This window comes from Millionella massiliensis, from assembly GCF_900104655.1.
Taxonomy (GTDB): domain Bacteria; phylum Bacteroidota; class Bacteroidia; order Bacteroidales; family Rikenellaceae; genus Rikenella; species Rikenella massiliensis.
Genome location: NZ_FNWD01000002.1, coordinates 573,590 through 596,953, shown reverse-complemented (window position 1 = coordinate 596,953; position 23,364 = coordinate 573,590). Strand labels below are relative to the sequence as shown.

The following is a 23,364-nucleotide window of genomic DNA, read 5'->3' as shown; positions in this document are numbered from 1 at the left end:
CAGGGAAAAGGTATCTGTTTGGTTCCTGTCGCCATCCGGTTCGGCATGGTTGATTCCGGGAGCCTCGAACCGCGTGACTTCGATCCGGAATCTTTGAATGGTATAATCTAAAAACAAGAAGATAAAATGACGATAAAAGAGATTGCATCCATGATCGACATCAGTGCGGTACGGGCTGAATCGACCTGGAACGAAATTGAAGATATTCTGCGGGCGACCGCCAAATACCCGTTCATCTGTGTGTTCTCCATGCCGGGCATGATCGATCGCATACTGCCCTACCGGAACGAGATTCCGAACCTGCGCATCGGCGGTATTGTCGGATTCCCGTCGGGGGGCGAGACGCTGGAAGCCAAACTGTTCGAGGCCCGGCAGATGAAGGAGAAAGGGTGCGACGAGGTCGATATGGTGTTGAACATCGGTAAACTCAAATCGGGCATGCTCGACGAAGTCAAGGCCGAGATTGAGCAAATCAAGGCGGTGGTCAGCCCCCTGCCGTTGAAAGTGATTATGGAGGTGGTGTTGCTGACCGACGAGGAGATTACTGCCGCGTCGAAGATTATCCGCGATGCCGGGGCTGCGTTTGTCAAGACCGGAACCGGATGGGCCGGTGCGACCACCGAACACCACATTGAAGTCATCAAGGCGGCTGTGGGTGACACCATCCCGTTGAAAGTGGCCGGCGGCGTCCGTTCGTTGGATACGCTGCTGAAGATGCGTGACATGGGAGTGTCGCGTTTCGGAATCGGTTATAAGTCGGCGCTCGGCATCATGCGCGAGGCCGAAGAACGGGGGTGGTTATGAACGGCCCGAAGGTAATTGCCTATGATCTGGGTACGGGGGGAATAAAAGCCTCCCTGTTTTCGGCTGCGGGCGAAATTCTGGAGTCGGTTTTCATATCCTACCCTACCCACTTCCCGCAGCCTGACTGGCAGGAACAGGCTCCGGACGACTGGTGGAATGCTGTGGTCCGCTCCACGCGCGAACTGTTGAAAAAGTCGGGAGTATCGCCTGATGAGATTGTCTCGCTGGCCATTTCGGGCCACAGCCTTGGCGTTGTGCCGATCGGTAAGCAGGGGCAGCTGTTGCGTCGGACCACTCCGATCTGGTCCGACCAGCGGGCCGTGCGTGAGGCGGAAGAGTTCTTCTCGCGGACTGATTACCGCGCCTGGTACGAACGCACCGGAAACGGATTTCCGCCGGCCTGCTATTCGGTGTTCAAAATCATGTGGTACCGGACGCACGAGCCCGAGATGTTTGCGGCCATCGATCGTGTGATCGGTACGAAGGATTATTGTAACTACCGGCTGACGGGGCGTCTTTGTACCGATGCATCGTATGCTTCGGGGAGCGGCGTTTTCGATCTGCGTGCCTGGCAGTACGAACCGGCCTATATCCAGGCTGCCGGGTTGGATCCCTCCATTTTCCCGGAGATTCTCCCCTCCGATGCCGTTGTCGGTACGCTGACCGAGGAGGCAGCCCGGGAAACCGGACTCAATCCCCGAACCAAAGTTATGGCCGGAGGGGTCGACAACTCCTGTATGGCGCTGGGAGCCGGCGGCATACGTGCGGGCGAGATCTACACCTCGCTGGGCAGTTCGGCGTGGATTGCCGCGATCGGCGATGCGCCGGTGATCGATTTTGAGCGCAAACCCTATGTGTTTGCTCACCTCATTCCGGGTCTTTATACCTCGGCAACCTGTATCTTCTCCGCTGGAAACAGCTTCCGTTGGGTTCGGGACACCCTCTGTGCCGATCTGCTCCAACAGGAAAAGGAGACCGGGCGTAATGCTTACGACCAGATGGGAGAGTTGGCCGGGAGTTCGGTGGCGGGGGCCAACGGGGTCTTTTTTAATCCCAGTCTGGCCGGTGGGTCGATGCTGGAACCCTCGCCTACCATATGCGGAGCCTTTGCCGGCCTGCAGTTGGGGCATACGCGTGCCGATCTGATCAGGGCTGCCATGGAGGGGATTGCCCTGAACCTCAGGATTGCGCTGGATTTGTTGCAGTCCTATGCGCCGGTGACGCGCGACATGCTGATTGTGGGGGGAGGGGCCAAAAGTGCTTTCTGGATGCAGCTTTTTGCCGACATTTATAACCTGCCCATTGTTAAAACCTGCATCGATCAGGAGGCGGCATCGTTGGGTGCGGCAGCTCTGGCCCTCAAAGGCGCGGGGCTTTGGTCGGGATACGACCGTATTGCACAACTGCATCGGATCGAGAAACGTTTTGAACCCGATGCCGATCGGGCTGCCTTTTATCAGGAGCAGATTCTGCCCCGTTTCAGACAGTTGACCCGGTTGTTGAGTGAATTCTGATCCGTGGGAACACGCACGGGTGTTTCCGGATGGATGAATCTATCGATGCTTTGAATCAACCGTAGAAAATGATCAAAGTGATCGAGTTATTCCTCGTCACGTGGATATTAGTTTGGCAGTAGATTAGAAACTATAGCCGCGGACTCTTTGACGGAGGATACGGCAGTTGAAAACAGGTTTTTCAGCTGCCGTTTTTATTATCCCTTTATGATTAATCCCGGGCTGATGAATGGTTTCCCACAGTGGCCCAATCGCCGGCTGTCCGTTTGCATTTCTTGATAAATTTTATGAATATTGCATGGATGTTGTGCATTTGATATTTGTTTACTAAAAGCTCGATGGCATTAGTTCGCTAAATATCAGCAGTGTACACGACTCGTGCGTCAATATGTTGCGCATTCTGATGCGGTCAATACACTAACACCAAACTCATAAATCCATGACAGTTTTTCGAAAAACGTGGCTGGCGCTGATATGTGCGTTTTTCAGCCTTCAGGCCTTCTCCGCTGACGGTCAGCAAACGACCTCCGCACCGATCGTCCGGATGGGGAATGCCAATGTGCGCTCCTTCGATGAGGGGTGGTTGTTCACACGTTACGGGTTGCAGGCCGACGGCACTTCCCTGCCCGAGCCGTCAGGACTGTTCAAACCCGAGGCGGTCGACTCCGCCTGGCAGCAGCTCGACCTGCCCCACGATTTTGCCATCGATGGCCCTTTCCGGATTGAACTCGCCGGTGAAACGGGCAAACTTCCCTATCAGGGTATTGGTTGGTACCGGAAGCACTTTACGATCAATCCGGCCGAAGGCGAGCGCACCTACATCGATTTCGACGGCGCCATGGCCAATGCTCAAATCTGGCTCAACGGCCGCTATGTCGGCGAATGGCCCTATGGCTACACTTCGTTCCGGCTCGACCTGACCCCTTATATCAAACCCGGCGAGGAGAACGTACTGGCCGTCCGGCTGGACACTGAAAAGTGGGAGTCGCGCTGGTACAGCGGAGCCGGTATCTATCGTCACGTCTGGCTGGTGAGCTGTCGCCCCGTCCATGTGTCTCACTGGGGTACCTATATCACCACCCCTGAGATTACCGACCGTTCGGCCGAGGTGCGTACCGAGATTTCGGTCGAGAACTTCCAGCCCATGCCGGTCGTGGCCGAACTGCGCACCCGTTATTACGAACTCGGGGCGGACGATGTGCCGGGAAAACAGGTGGCCGAAAACTCGACAACGCTCGACATTCATGCCTGTGGTTCGGCTTCGACCGTCGTGACGGCTCAAATTGCCGACCCCAAACGCTGGGACATTGAATCTCCGAACCGTTATCTGGCCGAAACGCAGGTCGTAGTCGACGGACAGGTGATGGACACCTATCGCACGCCGTTCGGTATCCGTACCATCGAATTTACGGCTCGCAACGGTTTCCTGTTGAATGGTCGGCGGGTCGAAATCAAAGGTGTCTGCAACCACCACGACCTGGGATCGCTCGGGGCCGCCTTCAACAAAAGCGCCCTGGTGCGTCAGCTGAAAATGCTCCAGGAGATGGGTTGCAACTCGATCCGTACCTCCCACAACCCGCCCGCTCCCGAACTGCTGGAGATGGCCGACAAGATGGGACTGCTGGTATGGGACGAGGCTTTCGATGCCTGGAGAAACGGTAAACGCAAATATGACTACAATCGCCTCTTCGAACAGTGGCACGAAAAGGATCTGCTGGCGCTGGTGCGCCGCGACCGAAACCATCCGTCGGTCTTCATCTGGTCCATCGGCAACGAAGTGATGGAACAGCAGGACCTGATCCTGACCAAACATTTGGTGGACATCGTTCGCAAGGCCGACCCTACCCGACCGGTCTCGAACGGGTACAACGATCCGGACGGCGGGCGTAACTCTGGAGCCGCTGCCGCACTGGATATTATGGGGGTCAACTACTTCTTCGGCCAGCAGGCCCGCTGGGATGCTGATCCGCGCTACGCCAACATGCCGACCATCGGCAGTGAAACCTCTTCGTGCGTATCCTCGCGCGGCGAATATTTCTTCGGTACCGATATGCAGGATTGGCAGATTACCTCGTACGACCGTGCGTCGCCGGGCTGGGGGTGTGCTCCCGATGTGCAGTTCCGCACGATGGCCCGCTTTCCCCACCTGCTGGGCGAATATGTCTGGACCGGTTTCGACTACCTGGGCGAACCGACCCCCTACAATTCGTCGGCGACCAACCTGCTCAACTTCCGTAACGACCCGGCCAAGAAAAAGGAACTCGAGGCGATTCTGGATTCACTGGCCAAACAGAATCCCCCTTCGCGCAGCAGCTATTTCGGGATCATCGACCTGGCCGGCTTCCCGAAAGACCGCTATTACCTCTACCAGTCGCACTGGCGTCCCGACCTTCCGATGACCCACATCCTGCCGCACTGGAACTGGCCCGAACGCAAGGGTGAGATTACGCCCGTACATGTCTATACCTCCGGTACCGAAGCTGAACTTTTCGTCAATGGCAAAAGCCAGGGTCGCAAGACGAAAACCCCGGGCGAGGATTTCCGGCTGGTATGGGACAGCGTGAAGTATGAGCCGGGTGTGGTGAAGGTCGTCTCATACAAGGATGGCCAGAAATGGTCCGAGGCCGAGGTGCGCACCACGGGCAAACCGACCCGACTGGCCCTATCGGCCGATCGTTCGGTGATTCCGGCTGACGGTTCGGAGTTGATTTTTGTCACGGTGGCCGTACAGGACAACCGCAATCAGACGGTCCCCCGGACCCATCCGCTGATTCGCTTCTCGGTGGAGGGTGCCGGTGAGATCGTATCGACCGACAACGGTAATGCGATCGACTTTACCCCCTTCAAAAGCCACGAGCGGCATGCATACAATGGTTTGGCGCTGGTGATCGTGAAGGCGAAAAAGGGCGAGACGGGCAAAATCGTCATAAAGGCCGAAAGTGAAGGTCTGAAAACCGGCACGATCGAAGTGATGTGTCAATAAACCGACTGAACCTGTTGCTTCTCGCCCCGATACCCGTTTGCCGGGTATCGGGGCGTTTTTCATTGACAGGTATGAGGGAATGTGCGTGAGGACAGGGTTAGGTTGCGTGGTCTGCGCTTGCCGGAGGTTATGTGCGGTCTGTGTACGTTGTGGTACGGGGGCAAGCGCCAGTGGCCTTACCGGGAGGTGGTGAAATACTTTGAGGCGGTTGGAACAGAATTACTTCCTTATGAGACAGCACTGCCCTATCAGACCATTTTGAGGCAAAGGCAGAATGTTAGGTTTTGGGCATAAAGTACAATATGGGTATGTGTGAACAAACGGTTGAAAAATAACATTTTGATGAGTTATTTTCCTTCTCTGTTTGTTTAATTTATATTCAAGTGTTTGCAGATGTCTGGGAAAAATTCATATATTGTGTACAGGTCGCGTATGTGATCCGGGTAAACTCGGAGTCGTAGAAAGTTCCGGTCTGCCTGTAATTATATGGAAAATCAACATCTAGCCCATTTAATAACTTTTTTACCCTACCGCCATGAAGAGACTTAACCTTTGGTTAACCTGTGGCTGTGCCCTGTTTGCACTCTCCGTGCAGGCTCAGAAACAGTTTCAACTCGCGTCGCCCGACAACAAACTGAAATCTACCATTACCATAGGCGATAAACTTACGTATGATATATTGTGCAATGGACAGCAAGTCCTGGCTCCGTCGCCCATCTCGGCCCGTCTGGACAACGGAGAGGTGTGGGGCGACAATGCGCGTCTGTCGAAAGCGTCGGAAAAGAACAACGATGCGCAGGTGGAAGCCCCCTTCTATCGGGCCTCGCAAATACGGGATAACTACAACGAACTGACCCTTCGCTTTAAGGGTGATTACAGCGTTATTTTCCGTGCTTATAATGACGGGATTGCCTATCGATTCGTCAACCACGCCAAGCAGCCTTTCTGCATTGTCAGCGAGGAGGTCGATTATCGTTTTCCGTCCGACGTCGATGCTACCGTTCCTTATGTGCAGTCCGGCGAGGACGGAGACTACAACAGCCAGTTTCACAATTCGTTCGAGAATGTATACACTACGGAAAAGATATCGCAGCTCAACAAACAACGTCTGATGTTCCTGCCGTTGGTAGTTCAGGCGACCCCCGAGGTGAAAGTCTGCATCACGGAAACCGACCTGAACAATTATCCCGGACTGTATCTGACCAATGCCAGGGGTACGCATTCGTTGAGCGGCGTGCAGGCGCCCTACCCCCAAACGATGAAGCAGGGAGGACATAATAACCTGCAAATGAGAGTGGAGGAACGCGAAGGGTACATTGCCAAGGTAGACGGCCCGCGAAACTTTCCCTGGCGCGTTGCGGTTGTGGCCACGAATGATGCCCAACTGGCAGCCTCGAATCTGAGCTATCTGTTGGCCGAACCCTCCAAGGTGGCCGATCTGTCGTGGATCAAACCGGGTAAAGTAGCCTGGGAATGGTGGAACAACTGGAACCTGTATGGGGTGGATTTCCAAACCGGAGTAAACAACGCCACCTATAAGGCGTATATCGACTTTGCCTCCAAGTATGGCATAGAGTATGTCATTCTGGATGAGGGATGGGCCGTCAACCTGAAGGCCGACCTGATGCAGGTGGTGGATGAGATCGACCTGAAGGAGTTGGTCGACTATGCTGCTGAACGCAATGTGGGGATTATTCTGTGGGCAGGCTATTACGCTTTCGACCGTGATATGGAAAATGTCTGCCGCCACTATTCCGAAATGGGAGTCAAAGGGTTCAAGGTCGATTTCATGGATCGTGACGACCAACTCATGACTGACTTCAACCATCGTGCTGCCGCTATGTGTGCCAAGTATCATCTCGTTCTCGATCTGCACGGAACGCACAAACCTGCCGGTCTGAATCGTACGTATCCCAATGTGCTGAACTGCGAAGGAGTTCACGGTATGGAACAGCTCAAGTGGCGTCCGGCCGGTTTCGATCAACTTACTTACGAAGTGATGATACCGTTTATCCGGCAGGTGGCCGGCCCGATGGATTATACGCAAGGGGCCATGCACAATGCCACACGCGCAAACTATTACCCCAGCAACAGTGAACCCATGAGTCAGGGTACCCGCTGTCACCAACTGGCCCTGTATATTATTCTGGAGTCGCCGCTCAATATGCTTTGCGACTCGCCTAGCAATTATATGCGCGAGGAGGAATCGACTTCGTTCATTGCTCAGATTCCTACAGTGTGGGACGAAACCATTATTCTGGATGGTAAAATGGGTGAATATATTATCACGGCACGACGCAAGGGGAATACGTGGTACGTGGGCGGATTGAACAACTGGACGGCCCGTGACATTGAAGTAGACCTCTCGTTCCTGTCGGCCGGTGACCGCAAGGCTGTCCTTTTCAAGGATGGTGTAAATGCTCATCGCGCGGCTCGTGACTATAAACGGGAACAGATTACCGTCAATGCCGCTCAGCCCATTAAAATACATATGGCACCGGGCGGTGGCTTTACCCTGCAGATTGATTGATCCGGCAGGTGGCAGCTTCAATGATGCTTTTCTGAGACTGAAACCTGTCGCCGTTGTTGAGGCAGAAAAACAGTTCCAGTATCGATCGGGACGGTTTTTCTAAATAGCATGAACTCATACATACTCAATGGCAAGAGCCATATACCACCTCAGGGTATATGGCTCTTGTTATAAATGTTTGTTCCGATGTTCTAAGGCTGTACATATAAGCGATGGGAAAATAACAGCCGAAATAATTGCCTGAAATTGTCAGTTCTTTGGTTAGGTGTATGGGGAGGGAGGCTTGGGGCAGTATGACGGTTGTTTTCGCTATATTTGTTGGAAAGAATCCAAAGTAACCCCATTTATTGCTATGAAACGAATTGTATTCCTGCTGCTGGCGTTGCCCCTCGCGTTGTCGGCCTGGGCACAGAACAGCGTAGTTGAACGAATCAAGAACGGAGATAAACAGACGATTGTCGTTTACGGGACCAGTCTCTGTGCTCTGCCGGACGGAGACCTGACATGGCCTGCCATGCTGCAGGACAGCATCAACCGAATGTATCCGAATTCCGTGGAGGTGATTAATGCGGCTCAGAGCGGCATGTGGTCGACTTGGGGCGTGCAGAATCTGGATGCGCGGGTGCTGGAGAAACAACCGGATATGGTATTGATTGAATTCGGAATCAACGATGCCTATCTCCCGTATAAAACCTCCGTGGAGACCTGCCGTATCAACGTCGAATACATGATTGACCGCATACAGGAGAGCTATCCCGATTGTGAAATAGTTCTGCAAGTGATGAATATGCCGATTCGGGAGCACCTGGAGAGTCGCCCGAATATCGAGCAGTATTATGATGTCTACCGCAAGATTGCGCGCAAAAGAAAGTTGAAACTTATCGATCATTATTCGTATTGGACCGAAGTACTGGAGCAGGGAGAAGAGCATTTCCGAACCTACGTGCCGGATGGTCTGCATCCGAAAAAATTGGCTTGGGAAACATACACAGTTCCCTTTATTTTACAGGAGTTGAAGATCAAGTAATTAGATTAAATTCCCTGCCAGTTGAGTACGCACAGCCTTTCTATGTCATGGTGGGCTGTTTAAACCTGTGAATGGATTCGTATGGCACGATGTCTATATAATTCCACAATCCGCGAATTTCTGCAGTTGTCCCCCGAGGCGCTGTTAGGACGTTTCGTGAACAATTACCACGGGGCTGCACTTACCACAACCAATGAAGCGTGGGCCAACGAGATTCACATCATGCAGGAAGTTCTGCAACCGTGGAAGGATGAAGATGGACAAGTGATCTTCGAGTACGATATTCCGCGACTGGGGAAACGAATCGATGTCGTTCTTCTGCTCCGTGGATTGATCTTCTGCCTCGAGTTCAAGGTCGGAGAGCGGGAGATGCTTCAATCCAACATAGAACAGGTCCTGGATTATGCACTTGACCTGAAAAACTTTCATTTGCTGAGCCAAAACAGGATCATTGTCCCGATTCTCGTGCCTACCCGATTCCGAACAAGCTCAAGCGAGTTCATTCCATCGGTATACGATGATTCCATATACAACCCATTGGTGACTGGAGCCAATGGATTGCAAAAACTTATTGGGGATGTTTTGGTTCATGCCGGAGCGACAGCCCCGGATCCCAGCTTGGGAGCCGACTGGGTTATTAGCCCTTATTCACCCACCCCGACCATCATAGAAGCGGCCAAGAGGCTCTATGAAAACCACTCGGTAGAGGACATCACCCGCCACGAAGCCGACAAGGTATCGACCGATCGCACCATTGCGTATATTCTCAATGTGATCAAGACAAGTCGTGAGAAAGGAGAGAAGAGCATCTGCTTTGTAACCGGTGTACCCGGAGCGGGGAAGACCTTAGTCGGGCTAGATGTCGCCGTCAAACAGTCCTATCAGAATGGTGATAAATTGGTCGAGGACGAGGGTGCGGTCTACCTATCCGGCAACGGACCACTGGTCGCAGTGCTTACCGAGGCTTTGGCCATAGACAGCCACAAGAAATGCAAAGCCCGGGGTGAGAAAAAGAATATGTCGGACGCTCGGAGGGAGGTAGGCAAATTCATACAGATGATTCACCGCTACCGCGATAATATGCTGGCCAAGATCAAGAACCCCGTTGAGAACGGAGTCCTCGAGATCGACCCGCAGAAAGCGATGAAACTGGCAAAATCCGGTTACGGAGAAGTGGAGCATGTGGCCATCTTTGACGAAGCCCAGCGTTCATGGACGCATAAAAGGCTCGCAGACTACCTTAAACGAGGCGGTACCTATGGGAACAAACTCAAGGTGCCGAACTTCCCCTACTCTGAAGCCGCATTCCTAATTTGGTCTTTGGATCAGCGGGAGGACTGGGCAACGATCGTATGTTTGGTAGGCGGCGGTCAGGAGATCAATACCGGGGAGGCCGGCATTTCGGAATGGATCAAAGCCCTCAACGAGAAATTTACACACTGGAAGATCTACATCTCCGACAAGTTAACCGAGGCTGAATATGCCGAAGGTCGGGTCAATGAACTTTTGGCCGACAATGACAAAGTCACATTCTCTCCGGAACTCCATCTGGGAGTTAGTCTGCGTTCGTTCAGAGCTGAAAACCTTTCTGCGTTTGTACACTCTCTACTCTCTTTCAATTCGGATGCTTCCACTTGGTACAACACGATAAAAGAGCGATATCCGATTGTTCTGACAAGAGATATGGCCAAGGCAAGGGCATGGCTGCGCAAGAACACCCGAGGTTCGCAACGATCAGGTGTGCTGGTCAGCAAGGCCGCGGCTCGATTCAAACCATTGGCCGTCGATATTCTGGATCAAGGCGATGAAAATGCCGTACACTGGTTTCTGGAGGACAAAAATGACATTCGTTCTTCCAACTACCTTGAGGATGCCGCAACTGAAATTCAGGTTCAAGGTCTCGAACTGGATTACACCTGCGTCCTGTGGGATGCTGACCTGAGATGCGAAAACGGGCAGTGGCGATATTATAACTTCAACGGTCGGACGGCCTGGCGCGAAGAGACAGGCCATACCGAAAGCAGCATTGAGCGAAGGAAATACATGTTGAATGCCTACCGTGTTCTCCTGACACGCGCCCGCATCGGTATGGTCATCTGCGTCCCGGAAGGCAATCCCAACACGACTGTCGGCGGTTTTCCGGAAGATGCAACCCGACTACCTGAGTTTTATAATGGCACCTACGAATACCTCAAGTCAATAGGTCTGGAGGAGATATAGGTTCCGATCGAACGATGGACGTAAGCCACCCGTGTTGGTTTTGGTAAAAATCCGACAGTGATTATCCGCGTATAGAGTAAACAGACCGTGGATATGTTACCCTTCTTGGCGAATAGTGCTACTCTACTCTCCATTGCAGAGCTGATATAAACATGCCATGAGGAGTTGTAGAAAGGTATGCAGCTGCTCCACTCTGAGGTCATTTGCAAAAAGCGCGGCGTGCCACCGAATGGTTTTCGGGTGACACGCCGGGCAACCGGTGAATTTAAACTAACTGCTAATAGATTAAGAAGCTGGCCGGAGAAAAAGCGCCCAGATCGAAACTGAACGATCCGTTCACAATCTTCACCGGGGCTCCTTCGGGGACACCCCGGAGGTTCACGGGTTGAGCTACGCCATCGCGTTTGGTCGGAAGCGATACTTCGCAAGCGCCACTCTTGCCGCCATTCTCCCAAACACGGATGAGTTTACCGTCACCGTCGGGATTCTCGCCATAGGCGGTGACCAGCACCCCTTTGCGAGACACTTTCACGCCTTCGCTGGCGATGGGAAGTTTGCCGGCGCCGCATTGAGCGATACCTACCTGAAGCGGCAGACGGGTTTCCCAGGCCGGTGTAATCAGCCCCTCTTCGTCGTCAGCTCCCTTGGCGTTGGCCCATAACCGCACTTCGGCTTGTAGATTGCCGCTCCAGAAGGAGGTGAAGTTGGTGTTCCAACGGTTGTTGAAAAGGTTGAAATAGAGATGGGGCTGCGGGTTTTCGTACTTGCCGGCAAAGTGCATGAAATTCAGGTTGCCCAACTGTACGGCCGGTGCATCGATGGAACAGATGCCCACCGAGTAGTCACCGTCTTTGAGCATGACGCCGGTGTTCGACCAGATATAGTTGAACTGGCTTCCTTCCAGAATATCTTTGGACGGGTCGATGACGGAGCCGAGCCGGCCGATACGGTAGGTCGGATTCTTCATCTGGAACGGCAAGGCTATCCATCCGCTTTCGGGTTCTTCGGTGGCCGGGTGATTGATTACGTTGAGTTTGATGTCGATGTAGGGTTCATCTTCATAGAGCGTGACGCGAATACCTGCGGTATGCTGCTGTTCGTCACCCTGCGGAATTAATACGCCCTGGATGTTGTTCTTGTGATCTTCGACGTAGAATTTTAGGTTGCGGGGCGATTCATGGCGGCCCGGGGTGCTGTCGTTGAGGTATTCGCACTTGCCCGTAATGCGGTAGTGAGAATCTTTGTAGGTGCTGAAGATATACTCCTTCAGGTATGCGAGTGACTGCTGTTTGTCGTAGCGCTCGTACACGTACGAACTGAAACCGTCTTTAGCCGCCTGATCTACCCATTCGCGGCCGTTTACTTTGTCCCAAATGCTCTTGATGGAACCGCGTTCGGGGTCGAAGGTGATCTTGAACCAGCGGTTCTCGATCGTATTGGACTGTACGTCGCCTTTCAGGGAACTTTCGCCTGTTGCTTCTTCCCGGGTCAGAACAAAGGTCTTGTATCCGCCTGCCGGAATGTCTTCGGCAAAGAACGAACCGTTGCGTTGAGAATCACCGCCGTAAGTCTTCAATTTATAGACTTTTCCGGTGGATACGTCCTTGACCGAAGGTTCGCTAATGGAGCCTTGTGACGGCAAACGGAAGGTGACGAAACCGTCGCGTTCCCAAGGCAACGGATTGTAAACCACGAAGCGGAATCCCTCCTGAGCAACGTTTTCGGCCAATGTGTACAACTCGTTTTCCCATTCGGGGCGCAGTTTGTCCTCCACCTCCTGGATATACCCGGCATGTTCTTTCCAGGAATTGACCATGTGGGCGTAGTTGGGAGCAAGTCCTCCACGGTACTCCACGTCCCATTTTTCGCCGACTTTACCGGGAATGAAGTGCTGATTGGCCAGCCCCCAGGTGTGCTCGCCGTAGAGCAGGCTCTGGTCGTAGAGGTGAGCCAGCTCCTTCTTGATGGAATAGTGTGCGATACCCCACTCCTGATTCTCGGTATGGAGCATGTCGTACACGGGCAGCATGGGGCGCACGCGACGGGCTGTACTGGTAGCCTGCGGGCTGGACATCACGCCGTGTACCCAGCTGTCCGACATGTCGCCACGTACGACGGGAAGGTCCGGATTGGAGGCCAGAATGGCGTCGGCAAAGTCGGACATCTTGCCGATGTGGATGGTGGCTTTCGGATATTTCGATTTGATCTGGGCGATAACCTCTTCGACGGCCTCGGCCGTGGGCGGACCTGCGTTGTCACCAGCATGGATAAAGGCTAACCACGCCTTCTGGTTCCAGCCTTCGGGGGGGAACAGACCGCCTCCGTATCCTTGTGAGAACATCGTGAGAACGCGGGAACCGTCGGGACCTTCCCACCAAAAAAGCAGGGGAACTTTGACAACCTGGTTGGTGGGGTTCGAACCGAAATGGAAGAATTTGATGCCGGCATGGTGCATGATGGTCGGCAGTACCCACGTGTGGCCGGGGACGTCGGTCATTTTGCCGTCGGTGGGCAGTGGCAGGTTGTACTGCCGAGCCAGTGTGGATCCGTAACCCAGTCCGCGTACAAGGTCTTCCAATTCCAGCGTACCGGTGTGGGTGGTGAACGGCAGGGCGTGGGTGACCAGGTTACCGTCCGTCAGGGCTTTTTCGATGCGTTGACGTCGGGCGGGCGATTGCTTGTCCCACAGCATCTGGACCAGGGGCCAACCGGGGACTGTCCATGCGAAATGAACGTTGTCGGATAGCTTGTTGGCATTGGCATCCATCACATCCAGCGCTTTGTCGATCATCGAGGTCCGGTACTCGTGTACGACGTCACGAGCCAGAGCCGAATAGCCGATGTCGAAGTGGCTCTTGAAAACGAGATAGAAGGCCATCTCTTCTTGTGAGACGTGCTCCTGGGTATCGTTCTTGTGAGCCTTGTAGTTGTCGGCTTGTCCCCAAGCAACTCCCGCTGATGCCATAGCCACGCACAAGCAAGCGACGGATAGTTTAAAGAATCTCATAGCGTTTACCTGTTGGTGGAGAAATAAGGGAATTAATATGTGAAAATACGTGTGCGCGAATGTCCGGTCAATTACAGACGGTCGATCTGTGCCTTGACAGTCATAGCATGCACCGTAGTTTATACAATAATCGCAAAATTTGTTAACATTTACAAGGAGTGATGACGTATATTTTGGTCAATGGGCCAGTGAATATATCACTGAAAATCAAAGGAATTTACAATAAGTCTTTGCCTGTTTCTCTTCGTGGAGGTTGTGTGGGGATGTCCCTAAATTATAGTCCACAAACAAGTAGAATGTAATGCCCGATAATTCGAGATATACTGTGATTCTGCGGATATTTTAGGTGAAATCTGGACAGAATCGACGGCTTGTAAAAAACTGCAAACCTAATTCGTGTTTTTCGTTTTCAAATGTTAGTTGTACTCTTGTGGGTATTCCTTTATCTGAGGAACGCCACTTTAGGGACAATACCAGTCGCAAGTCTATGTTTTGTTCGGATAACGCTTGCCGAGGTGTTGTTTAAAGTCATTCGTGGGTAGACGAATTGTAAGTGCTCTCATTGCTAAAGAGCTCCAATCTCTCGGAATACACGTGTGAAGGTTGATTCGGTAGACATGTGAAAGAAAAAAGCCTTTATAATCGCCGTAGTGTGCTGATTATAAAGGCTTTTTGTTTTGTCGGGGTACCAGGATTCGAACCTGGGACCCCCTGCTCCCAAAGAAAAGGATTTGAAATATATAATATATTGATAATTATGTTTCTATGGTGCTGTTAGTGAGGTTTTATCATGTTTTTATCACTTGTATTGTATTGGGCATTGACTTTTTTGCAAGCTAGTATCGCTTCGCTTTAGTATTTTTTCGATCAATATCAATATGTGTTATTTCATGTATTCTCGTGGTCATACATTTTGCTGCGCTGTCATCAAATAAAACGTAATTGCGCCCTTCTTTAAATAATGAACTGGTAAAACTTATCCCGTCAGCACCAACAATTTGTTTGCAATATTCACAAATAAATTGAGTCGGGACATATTCTAGTTCAGAATCATATCTGCGAAGAGGTTTGGACAAATCATTACTTATTGCATCAATTACTTTTTTCTTGATAACAACCTCTTTTAGGGATGTTGATGCATCATTATAAGCCAGATATAAATCTACGTCATATATAAAATCAACGAGTTTTAATTCGCGCTGTACTTCAAATAAACCAACGCATAATTTGTCCAAGTATACAGCACGAACTTCAAAATATGTTGTTTTTGCTGAATCGCTCAAATATAAGTATGGTATTCCTATCGGATTAGCACGTCCTGCAGTTGCGTATTCTCTGGGAGGGCACCCCATATGATTACGAGTTATTTTTTTTTTGTCAATAGGCAGAATACGAGACCGATATAATTTGTGTCCTGTACTTAAACTTTTTCCTGGTGTGAGGTATTTATGTTGAGCAAATTCATCTATATTGGTAAAAAAACGAGAATTTTCTCGTATGCTTTTTTTTAGTCTATCCCAAATCGCGATACGATATTTAATATCATCTGTATAATCTACAATGGTATTTATTGAGTAATTGCAATTACATGCAGATATAGCAATTCTTAATAAAGCGTCCGCAACTTTTTTATCTTTAAAAATACACCACTCACCTTGGACTAGATCTACAATGGTTTTATTTCCATTGCTAGACCCTGTGAATAATGAAAGTAATGCACTGAAAAAATCATATAACTCAGAGAAATCTATCAGTTTTTCTGTTGTGCCACATATATCACATACACCAGTTCTCGTCGCATTAGAGGCTATGTCGGACTTGAGTTCCTGATCAGAAAAACAATTTTGACATACGTACATACACAATATTCTTTTATAATGATAGTATTAGTTCTAAGTGATTCTTTATGGACAATTTTTTCAAATATCCAAGGCCTGGATATCCATCACGGTCATTAGCTTTTTCTATGATTTCTTTGACTGCTTTTGTCTGATATTTGTCGTTAAAGAATGGAGCAACTTTACTTGCAGCTTCTTTAAACTTTCCATGAATGTCGCTATTGGTCTCGTTACTGTCCGATACAAAATGATGAACATAGAGTTGCTCTTCGTTCTTCTTGTACGAGAGATGAATAGCCAAGGCATATGGCATCATCCCTCCTTCCACATATTCGGAGGGTAATGTCGTATAGTCCGAGTATCCGTCTAATTGATCTTCTTTATAGAAGAACGGTATCTCAGAAAATAATTCATCTACTTGAAGGGCATAGTCAGCATTACGAATTCTTGAGTTAAAACAATCGTCTAATCGAATAATTTGTTTGCCGGTTTGTTTTAATTTGGTTTTTAGTCTTCTTGAGAGGTTATATCCAAAAAAGTTGACAACATAGTTGACATTTGGTGAGTTGATAATTTGCCACGCATTGGTATCATCTATATCCATACAAGTTTGGAAAATAATCATAACATTCTTAAGGGAATGTTGCTTTATCATTTGATCTATCTCACTGGCATGAAGCTTGGAATAAAGAAAGGCTGGAATCCAATAGTCACGATTTTGACTTAAAGTATTGTTCTGATGCCAAGCATCAAAATGAACTGTGGGGTGTTTAAAGTCTCCGTCATGAGGATTCAGAATAAGAGCAAATTTTATGCTTGTAGCATTATTAAGCATCTCTGTTATTGCAAGATTGAGAGCGTTCGTTTGCTGTTTTACCGGCTCTAAGATTGGGACAATATACCTTTGCTCGCTATGTTCTGCAAAGAACTCTTTTATTGCTTTCAGCTCATATTGCTTGGCTCGAAAATATGGATAATACATACCTATGCTTGATTTATGTTAACATTCAATTGCCCTAACAATTTGTTTGCCTTGGCTTCTGCCAAATTTAAACTCAACATCATTTGCCTAATTGACATAGGGTATTTTCGCAGTAGTGTTGTGTTGTTTTTGCGTTTTTTTACTTCTTCTAGGAATAACTGTCTTAAAATATCTGAATTTGTTGTTGAAATAATGTTGTAACAATATGTATATATATCATAACTGGCCACCCCTTCTAAGGAAGCACCTAATGATAATGCTATATTCATATACTCATTCATTCTGAGGCAAGACATTAATGATTTTGGATCAAAGTGTGTATTCTGATATGCCAATCTTACTTCCTTGGGAACAATACGCCCATTATCATGGCTCATCGTTATGATGCCAGTTGTAGGTTCAGTTATGTTATAGTACTCTTCCAATCTATTTTCAGGAATAACTATATAGCATTTGTCAAAAAAACGCTTGTAGTCTTCCATTTGCTTATTTAATCTGCGAGGTGTGTCATAGTTGGTTTTTATTTCAAACGCTTTGCTCTCTCCGTTAAACATTACCATATCTGCAATAGAATTCCCAACTCTAAATTCACTAAAATATACAGAGTTGCTCGTACTGTACTTTTGTAAAAGAAGTTTTATTAGTTCATTTTTATATACATATTCACATCTGTAGTGTTTTGAGATTAAGGAGTATAATTTATTGATTAATCCTAAATATGTTGTACATTTTGATATTTCATATTTTGACAAAAGCCAGTTGAAGTGTGAATAGTCATTGTAATTTAAAATATCAACAAATGCCTTACGAGAGAATGCTGAAGAAAAGTCCCTCAGTTGTACTATATTTTCTGGTGTGTGTATTGCTGTCATTTTTTGTCGTATGCATTTATTACAAATATAGAATATAGAAATAAATCGAGCTAACTTTATTAGAGAACAGTTTTCACTGACAATACGTTTTCCACAACGAAGAGTTTGCGGATGGTCGCAGGGTTTGATGTATTATTAGTCTTCCACTTTTTTGTCTGACGTTTGGTAGCAAATGATTCCTCCTCCGACAAGTGCCAGGATTGCGCCAATAGACACTTCTATCCATGAGCCTGTGACAAACGATAAGGCTATCGAAATTCCAATTAAAATACCCAATAGAACCAACAAAGCAACAGCTGCGATTTTTTTGTATGCAGGAGCTACATAAACGCCTCCCCATACGAAAGCTGCACCAAATATCGTATCTGAAATCACATATCGAAGAATCTGAAGCCACCATGAATTACTTGTTCCAACAAGCGAATACACGTACTCCATAAGCATATTAAATAGCATAGCCAGTACATAACCAATAGCAGCGGCGGCTATAGCAGCAGGAAGAACAGCAATCCATCATAAAACTTTTACCCTGATATTCCGTGTTGGTTAGAGTTGTCTCCGGTTTATTTTCCCCTTGACAAGGAAAATTTTTAGCACGTCTTCCAATGGCACAAAAGTGTCTCCTTTAAAGCGTGGATTGGTCGCGCGAAGGATAAACTTCTTACGGTCGTCTGACAGATAGACGTTTTTGAGCGTCCTCAGGTTGTCACAGTTTGCATTCGTTATCACGAGATACGGTTCACCCCAAAGCATGGAGTCTACGTTCTTGATCTCTTTGACGAGTACTACCTCGCCGGCAAAGAAGTCGGGTTCCATGCTTTCGCCGTACACAGGGAACGCGGCTGTACAATCTGCTAACGGAGGGTAGTCGATATAGTACTGCGGAGTTTCCGATATGTCGTTGAAAATTTCGGTAATGGATGCCGTCACATCCAAATCATAAAATGGAACTTTCTTCTCTGTTTTTGCAGGTGAAGCTTCTCCTTTTGTCTTTATTTTGTCGAGAAGTTTGCACAATATTGAACTTTTTGATTCGGGTATGACACCGCCGCGTTCGTAGTTTCCTATTGTGTTACGAGAAACTCCTAGCATATCGGCAAGCTCTTCTTGCGTTATTCCCAACTTGGTTCTAATTTCTCTTACATCTATATTGCTCATAATCAAATATTAAGTGTAAAAGCGCAAGCTTCGTGTGAATTATTTGTCATTATTTTGTTTTGCAATGACAAATATTGTTCATACATTTGTCATGTAAACGGATGGCAAACATACGCCGTAACACTCAAATTTAACGATAATAAGTTGAAACGCAAGCAATGGGAGAGAAAAATGAACGCATAAAACGCTCACGGGTGATTCTCAGACCGAGCTACTCGGAAACGCTGAAAGCAATTCCGGTCGGAGAGACACAGTGTTTCAGAGCGACAGTCCACACGTATGGCGGAATGCGTACCGCCTCTTGTCGCCTGAACGCCCAAGGTAAAGGAGTCTGGACGGTAGAGTTGGTGAAAGATGAGGTGAAGGTCACCCGAATCGCGTAATCGTCAGAAAGCGACCAGCGACACGACACTGGTCGCGATCAGCAAGACGAAACCTGCTATCAAAAAACCATATGCCCATTTTTCAAAAGTTGAAAACCAGTCTGGCAGGCAGGCGGAAACGTGCTGCATCTTCCGACCCGATTGATGTGCTTCTTTCAGTTCACGAAGAAATGCTGACCGAACCTTGCGTGCGAGACCTGCTCCGTACATATAGAGAGCTATGGCAACACCCAGAGTTCCGATTGACAATAGAGTTTCTGAAAGAGCCAAGCCATAACGGACGAGTGGGGGAAGTTCGGACATCCATTGGAGAGGCACCAGGATTGCGAGAAGAGTTATGGTTACGGACAGAATGTGTCGAAACCACCCGCATCGTGTCTCAACCTCTTTCTGGGTCAATTCCGCAAAATGAGCCTTGTCGTCTTGAAAATCCTGATGAGTGTACATAAACGCTTGATTTTGTTTGCGCCTTAAAATTAAGCGTTTTTCCCCGACAGGCAGGCAACCCGGTTCGAGTCCGGGCGGGGAACAGAAAACACAACAAACGCTATGAACATTGAATCCATACTCCTTGCCACCTCGGTCGTCGCCGCCTCGCTGGTCGCCATGTGGGTTTACCACCGGCTCTGCATCGTCCCCCTCGTCGAGCAGACGAACCGGAAGAAACGCCGCGAAGAACTGCTGCTATTCCTATTTAGGAATCGGAACATCGACATACTGAAAATGGACACTCAGCAAATTATCGACGCGGCCAAGAAACTGGATGACTACATCGAGGGTCGCAACGATGCTACTCCTCTCCTTTATCAGACGCTTGTTCAATCCACAACAGAATATCGTCGTGGGATTCATCCACGACAAAAGGAGCGTCGATACCACGAACCCAAAGATTCGCGCAGCGGGGGAGATCAGGATGAGACTGGAGTGCAATAATGGAATCGGTACGGCATGTAAGCGTGGTTCCGTCCGCCAGGTTGAATGACATGAATAGTTCCATAACACTTGATTTTAAGATTAGGCACTTCAAAATTAAGTGTTTTCCCGCCGCGGAGCAAGACCGCCACCCGGAGCGAGACCGGGGCGGGAGCAAACATAAAGCATAATCCCTATGAAACGCACGAAGGATTCACCACGCACACCTACTCGACGCATGATCAACTGCGAAAAAAGGTGGTTGACAACAGCCGAATTGCGTGAATATGTCGGATTCGGATCCGACGACAAACAGCGAGAGTGGAGAGAACAGGGACTACTGCCCTACTATGCCCTCGGAAATCAAATCCTGTACAAGGTCAAAGAGGTAGATGAATTCATCGAACGACACAAAATTGTTCTCCCATGGCAATCGTGATTACTGGAATCGTGGTGCTGATCGGAATAGTCCTGTGGCTCACTCTCTGTGTGGTGGATTTCCTGGAGTTACCACGTATCCGCCTGAGATTCGGAACCCGAAAAATGGACGATAACGAAGAAAGAACCGACTATGATGAGTGATGAATTGAAGTTGTTCGCGGTGCTGTTCGTAGTCCTGTTCTCGGCAGTCGCTGCATGGTGTCGGACGCTGGCCGAAAAGCAGGGATACCGCGATACGTCGAAACTGCGAGAGGCCGAAAATGAGGCCGCACGGCACAACAGTACAGAAAAATACAGATAACACCGAGTCTCCTGCCCGCTGCCATAGTATCAATTAGGTTTGGGTTAAAGATAGATCACTGGGCGGGAGACTCTTTTAACGAAACAGGCATGAAAAAATACATACCGGGTTTGGTCCCCAAGGGGAAGCCGACCATCACATTCAGCAACCGGGGGAGGATCTCGATCAACCGTCCTGCATGTGAAGCTCTGGGGTTGAAAACTGGAGATAAAGTAACCTTCTATCAGAACGATGATGCCCGCCCGCAGGACTGGTTCGTCGGAAAGTGCGACGAGGGCATTTCGCTGAAGGAGTGCAGCAACCGGGGGGGATTGGTGGGAAACTGGCAATACATCTGCAGGCAACTGCGCAAGTCGATCGGCTTTTACGGATCGACGGCCAGCATCCCGGTGGTTGCCGACGCGGACGACAACGGTTTGCACGCCCTGATAACCAGCGCCGTGAAAGACACTGGGAGAGTACTAACCGAATAATCTGAGCCATGAGAACATACAGCCCTGACAGCGTAAGCTACGACACCGCCCGGTACACCGAATGGCTCGGCGCGGGCGAAGATACCCCATCGTACTGGGTGTGCCCCCTGTGTGGCGAATCGCACGACCGCGAACACACTGTGCGGACCTCTCAAGGATACGACGTGCACGAAGCGTGTATGACCGCTTTCACCTACCGTCACCTCGACATGTACGAAGCGGAGGTCGGTCCTGTTGCCGAAGACATCATCCGTTACCGCGAAGATTTCGACATCGCCCTGGCGGACGAACTGTTCGACCGTATCGCAGAACTGGACGCTGAGGCCGAGGCCCGCGGCGAAGAATACTTCTACTCACTTTGAAATAATAATCCCCCGGCGGCCGGCCGAGGGACAAAATATGAATCACGGGGCTTTGCCCCCAATAGAAAATGCAACACAAAATTATGGAACCGATTCAAAACATCCAAACGGGCGCAACCTATTTCCGCTCGGACAACACGACGCAATGTATTTCGCCGGCAAACGGAGTGCAGTTCACCCACGCCGAGCTGCGTAAACTGGTGGATGGGGATTACGTCTACTGGACCCTCGCCAATGGCAAACGCATCGTGGCACGCGAAGATACGATGATGGATACCGCTCCGCGTAACGAACCGCTCTACTTCCGCATAGGTGTGCCCGTTGTGGGCGCGGCCGTGGTAGCCCCGGCTCACATGATTCCCGACTTCAAACACTGACAAACAACCGAAAAACAACCGAAAAACAACCGATTATGGAAACCGCAAAGAATCTGAACGAAGCTCTTCTGATGTTCCAGGGACAGGTGGGTAAACTCAGCAAGGACGGGGTGAACCCGCATTTCAAAAGCCGGTATGCAACGCTGTCAAGTGTGTGGGATGCTGTTCGCAAACCGCTGACCGACTGCGGGCTGACCGTAAAAAGCCGTATCGAGAGCGGCGAAGTGATCACCGAACTGGTGCACGCGGCCAGCGGCGAGAGCATCAGCAGCCGGATGGCCATCCCGGCCGGTAGCATCCAGCAGATCGGGAGCGGAATCACCTATTGCCGCCGCTATTCGCTGGTCACGATGCTCAACCTGACCACCGAAGAGGATGACGACGGGAACCTGGCCTCTCAACCTGTGCCCCCCGACACACGGCGACCTGCCTCCGCACCTCCCGCACCGCAACAGCCACAGGCCTCCGGTAAGCCCCCCTTCGAAGCCAGCATGTGCGACACGCGGCTGCTGAGGCTGATGGCGCAGGCCGCCAAAGAAGCCTCTGAGCGGGGACAGAAGTTCAATCCGTCCGATTACCTGACCTACTGGTTCGAAATCAATCCGCAGCAAATAGACTGGGTCGTATCGGAATACAACAAATACACTCAAAAACACTGACAAAATGGAACACTCCATCCAACTGCTGACCGACCCGCAGAGCGTATCGGAATATGCCCGACAGGCGGTAGCGGCCATCATCGACGGAGAAATAGATCCGCTGATCGCCTATGTAAACCTCAGCAAAGCAAAGCGTGTGATTGACGAAGTGGTCAAGCACGAAGAGGTCCTGCGACTGGCCACCGACTACGTCGAAGCGCACGGAAGTAACCGGGAAATGCAGATCGGAGACTGCTCGGCCAAGATAGGCGAAGCCGGCGTAAGCTATGACTACTCCGTATGCGGAGACCCGGAGATCGAACGGCTCCAGGCCGAGGCCGACGCTCTCAAAGAGCGCATCAAGACCCGCGAAAAATTCCTGCGCGGCATCAAAGGCCATCTTGCCCTGCTGGACGAGGAGACGGGCGAGGTGCGAACGATCTATCCGCCGGCACGCAGCAGCAACAACAGCAGCAACAGTCGCCGCAAACATCATCTGCTCCACTCGCGAGCACGGTGCCTTCGGCCACCTCGACAGAGGA

At 50.0% G+C, this 23,364-nt stretch carries 21 protein-coding genes; 13 read left to right on the top strand and 8 right to left on the bottom strand.

All coding sequences use genetic code 11. The features are described from left to right. Window positions 1-126 precede the first annotated feature (126 nt). From deoC to BQ5379_RS02535, 6 genes are all read left to right on the top strand, one after another. Entirely contained in the window at window positions 127-804 is a 678-nt protein-coding gene (gene deoC / locus BQ5379_RS02560) for a deoxyribose-phosphate aldolase (protein ID WP_071133991.1), read from the top strand. After that, entirely contained in the window at window positions 801-2,318 is a 1,518-nt protein-coding gene (locus BQ5379_RS02555; protein ID WP_071133990.1) for a xylulokinase, read from the top strand. The genes deoC and BQ5379_RS02555 overlap by 4 nt, the downstream gene beginning before the upstream one ends. Before the next feature lie 439 nt (window positions 2,319-2,757). Continuing rightward, a complete protein-coding gene (galB, locus tag BQ5379_RS02550) occupies window positions 2,758-5,301 on the top strand; it encodes a beta-galactosidase GalB (protein ID WP_071133989.1) in 2,544 nt (847 codons plus the stop codon). A gap of 535 nt (window positions 5,302-5,836) precedes the next feature. Beyond that, window positions 5,837-7,831 (top strand): glycoside hydrolase family 97 protein, encoded by a 1,995-nt coding sequence (locus BQ5379_RS02545; RefSeq protein ID WP_071133988.1) that lies wholly within the window; start codon window positions 5,837-5,839, stop codon window positions 7,829-7,831. A 352-nt stretch (window positions 7,832-8,183) separates the two neighbouring features. After that, window positions 8,184-8,858 carry an SGNH/GDSL hydrolase family protein gene (locus BQ5379_RS02540; protein ID WP_071133987.1) on the top strand — a complete coding sequence of 225 codons (675 nt, stop codon included), beginning with the start codon at window positions 8,184-8,186 and terminating at the stop codon, window positions 8,856-8,858. 81 nt (window positions 8,859-8,939) lie between these two features. Beyond that, the gene (locus tag BQ5379_RS02535) at window positions 8,940-11,078 is read left to right on the top strand and encodes a DNA/RNA helicase domain-containing protein (RefSeq protein ID WP_071133986.1); all 2,139 of its coding nucleotides are present in this window, start codon (window positions 8,940-8,942) and stop codon (window positions 11,076-11,078) included. Window positions 11,079-11,355: 277 nt separating this feature from the next. Here BQ5379_RS02535 and BQ5379_RS02530 read toward each other — a convergent pair whose 3' ends face one another. The 7 genes from BQ5379_RS02530 to BQ5379_RS02505 all read right to left on the bottom strand — a co-directional run bounded on the left by BQ5379_RS02530 (window position 11,356) and on the right by BQ5379_RS02505 (window position 19,765). Further along, complete coding sequence (locus BQ5379_RS02530; protein WP_071133985.1) at window positions 11,356-14,043, bottom strand: glycoside hydrolase family 38 N-terminal domain-containing protein; 2,688 nt, start codon at window positions 14,041-14,043, stop codon at window positions 11,356-11,358. A gap of 878 nt (window positions 14,044-14,921) precedes the next feature. After that, on the bottom strand, window positions 14,922-15,944 hold the full coding sequence (locus BQ5379_RS10975) for an RES family NAD+ phosphorylase (RefSeq protein ID WP_083377536.1): 1,023 nt from the start codon (window positions 15,942-15,944) through the stop codon (window positions 14,922-14,924). Between the two features lie 13 nt (window positions 15,945-15,957). Next, window positions 15,958-16,905 carry a sce7725 family protein gene (locus BQ5379_RS02525; RefSeq protein ID WP_071133984.1) on the bottom strand — a complete coding sequence of 316 codons (948 nt, stop codon included), beginning with the start codon at window positions 16,903-16,905 and terminating at the stop codon, window positions 15,958-15,960. 2 nt (window positions 16,906-16,907) lie between these two features. Next, on the bottom strand, window positions 16,908-17,777 hold the full coding sequence (locus BQ5379_RS11115; protein ID WP_143039374.1) for a sce7726 family protein: 870 nt from the start codon (window positions 17,775-17,777) through the stop codon (window positions 16,908-16,910). A 135-nt stretch (window positions 17,778-17,912) separates the two neighbouring features. Continuing rightward, window positions 17,913-18,215: a hypothetical protein gene (locus BQ5379_RS11110; RefSeq protein WP_143039373.1), complete on the bottom strand. Its 303-nt coding sequence runs from the start codon at window positions 18,213-18,215 to the stop codon at window positions 17,913-17,915. A gap of 108 nt (window positions 18,216-18,323) precedes the next feature. Continuing rightward, the gene (locus tag BQ5379_RS02515; RefSeq protein ID WP_143039372.1) at window positions 18,324-18,935 is read right to left on the bottom strand and encodes a helix-turn-helix domain-containing protein; all 612 of its coding nucleotides are present in this window, start codon (window positions 18,933-18,935) and stop codon (window positions 18,324-18,326) included. 386 nt (window positions 18,936-19,321) lie between these two features. Then, the gene (locus BQ5379_RS02505; RefSeq protein ID WP_071133980.1) at window positions 19,322-19,765 is read right to left on the bottom strand and encodes a hypothetical protein; all 444 of its coding nucleotides are present in this window, start codon (window positions 19,763-19,765) and stop codon (window positions 19,322-19,324) included. Between the two features lie 102 nt (window positions 19,766-19,867). Here BQ5379_RS02505 and BQ5379_RS02500 point away from each other — a divergent pair, with 102 nt between their 5' ends. From BQ5379_RS02500 to BQ5379_RS02480, 7 genes are all read left to right on the top strand, one after another. Next, window positions 19,868-20,251: a hypothetical protein gene (locus BQ5379_RS02500; protein WP_071133979.1), complete on the top strand. Its 384-nt coding sequence runs from the start codon at window positions 19,868-19,870 to the stop codon at window positions 20,249-20,251. A gap of 175 nt (window positions 20,252-20,426) precedes the next feature. Then, window positions 20,427-20,669 (top strand): helix-turn-helix domain-containing protein, encoded by a 243-nt coding sequence (locus tag BQ5379_RS11430; protein WP_083377534.1) that lies wholly within the window; start codon window positions 20,427-20,429, stop codon window positions 20,667-20,669. Next, the gene (locus BQ5379_RS11205) at window positions 20,657-20,812 is read left to right on the top strand and encodes a hypothetical protein (RefSeq protein ID WP_159431202.1); all 156 of its coding nucleotides are present in this window, start codon (window positions 20,657-20,659) and stop codon (window positions 20,810-20,812) included. Before BQ5379_RS11430 ends, BQ5379_RS11205 begins: the two co-directional genes overlap by 13 nt. A 249-nt stretch (window positions 20,813-21,061) precedes the next feature. Next, window positions 21,062-21,445, top strand: a complete 384-nt coding sequence (locus BQ5379_RS02495; RefSeq protein ID WP_071133978.1) for an AbrB/MazE/SpoVT family DNA-binding domain-containing protein — start codon at window positions 21,062-21,064, stop codon at window positions 21,443-21,445. Between the two features lie 8 nt (window positions 21,446-21,453). Further along, entirely contained in the window at window positions 21,454-21,807 is a 354-nt protein-coding gene (locus BQ5379_RS02490; protein ID WP_071133977.1) for a hypothetical protein, read from the top strand. A gap of 83 nt (window positions 21,808-21,890) precedes the next feature. Next, on the top strand, window positions 21,891-22,184 hold the full coding sequence (locus tag BQ5379_RS02485; protein WP_071133976.1) for a hypothetical protein: 294 nt from the start codon (window positions 21,891-21,893) through the stop codon (window positions 22,182-22,184). A 35-nt stretch (window positions 22,185-22,219) separates the two neighbouring features. Next, window positions 22,220-22,843: an ERF family protein gene (locus tag BQ5379_RS02480; RefSeq protein ID WP_071133975.1), complete on the top strand. Its 624-nt coding sequence runs from the start codon at window positions 22,220-22,222 to the stop codon at window positions 22,841-22,843. Here BQ5379_RS02480 and BQ5379_RS11200 read toward each other — a convergent pair. Further along, window positions 22,782-23,327 carry a hypothetical protein gene (locus tag BQ5379_RS11200; protein ID WP_159431201.1) on the bottom strand — a complete coding sequence of 182 codons (546 nt, stop codon included), beginning with the start codon at window positions 23,325-23,327 and terminating at the stop codon, window positions 22,782-22,784. The genes BQ5379_RS02480 and BQ5379_RS11200 overlap by 62 nt on opposite strands. Between the last annotated feature and the right edge of the window lie 37 nt (window positions 23,328-23,364).